2 protein-coding genes are annotated in these 1,175 nt (G+C 71.1%); both read right to left on the minus strand.

The window, feature by feature from the left end; translation table 11 throughout:
* Positions 1-957 (minus strand): thiamine pyrophosphate-binding protein (locus tag FVE25_RS53640; protein WP_246268918.1); only part of this gene is annotated, 957 nt, incomplete at its 3' end.
* 5 nt (positions 958-962) lie between these two features.
* Positions 963-1,175, minus strand: a 213-nt coding sequence (locus tag FVE25_RS53645) for an NAD-binding protein (protein WP_157255260.1), incomplete at its 5' end; no start/stop codon positions are given.

The raw sequence follows: 1,175 nt of genomic DNA on the forward strand, positions 1-1,175 counted from the left end.
GGCGTCGGAGACGACGCCGTAGTCGGGGGCGAAGACGCGGCCGATCTGGGTGGGTTCGATGTCGATGTGGACGAAGGTACGGCCGTGCCGGTAGACCTCCAGGCCGCCGGTGTGGCGGTTGGCCCAGCGGTTGCCGATGCCGAGGACGAAGTCGGCGGCCAGCAGGGTGGCGTTGCCGTAGCGGTGGGCGGTTTGCAGGCCGGCCATGCCGGCCATGAGGGGGTGGTCGTCGGGGATGGCGCCCCAGCCCATGAGGGTGGGGATGACGGGGACGTCGAGGAGTTCGGCGAGTTCGACGAGCAGGTCGGCGGCGTCGGCGTTGATGATGCCGCCGCCGGCGACGATGACCGGGCGCTCGGCCAGCGCCATCATCGCCAGCACCTTTTCCGCCTGCGCGCGGGTGGCCCTGGGCTTGTGGACGGGCAGGGGTTCGTAGGTGTCGAGGTCGAAGTCGATCTCGGTTTGCTGGACGTCGACGGGCAGGTCGATGAGGACGGGGCCGGGGCGTCCGGAGCGCATGAGGTGGAATGCCTGCTGGAAGGCGCCGGGGACTTGGGCGCCTTCCATGACGGTCATGGCCATTTTGGTGAGGGGGGCGGCGATGGCGGCGATGTCGACGGCTTGGAAGTCTTCTTTGTGCAGGCGGGCGACGGGGGCTTGGCCGGTGATGCACAGGATGGGGATGGAGTCGGCGGCGGCGGAGTACAGGCCGGTGAGCATGTCGGTGCCGGCGGGGCCGGAGGTGCCGATGCAGACGCCGATGTTGCCGGGGCGGGCGCGGGTGTAGCCCTCGGCCATGTGGGCGGCGCCTTCGACGTGGCGGGCCAGGATGTGGTGGATGCCGCCGTGGGCGCGCAGGGCGGAGTAGAGGGGGTTGATGGCGGCGCCGGGTACGCCGAAGGTCTGGGTGGCCTTCTCTTTGGCCAGGATGAGCGCGGCGGCGTCGACGGCTCGCATGCGGGTCACGGGGTCTGCCTTTCGCCGCGGCCGGACAGCTGCTCGACGAGCAGGAGCAGGGCGGTGTGGTCGAGCTGGCCGTGGCCTTGCAGGCGGGCGCTGGCCATGAGCTGGGCGAGGATGGCGCCGACGGGCAGGGCGACGCCGGCTTCGCGGGCGGCGGCGGTGACGATGCCCATGTCCTTGTGGTGCAGGTCGATGCGGAAGCCCGGCTTGAA

This window comes from Nonomuraea typhae (assembly GCF_009760925.1).
In the GTDB taxonomy this organism is placed as follows: Bacteria; Actinomycetota; Actinomycetes; order Streptosporangiales; family Streptosporangiaceae; genus Nonomuraea; species Nonomuraea typhae.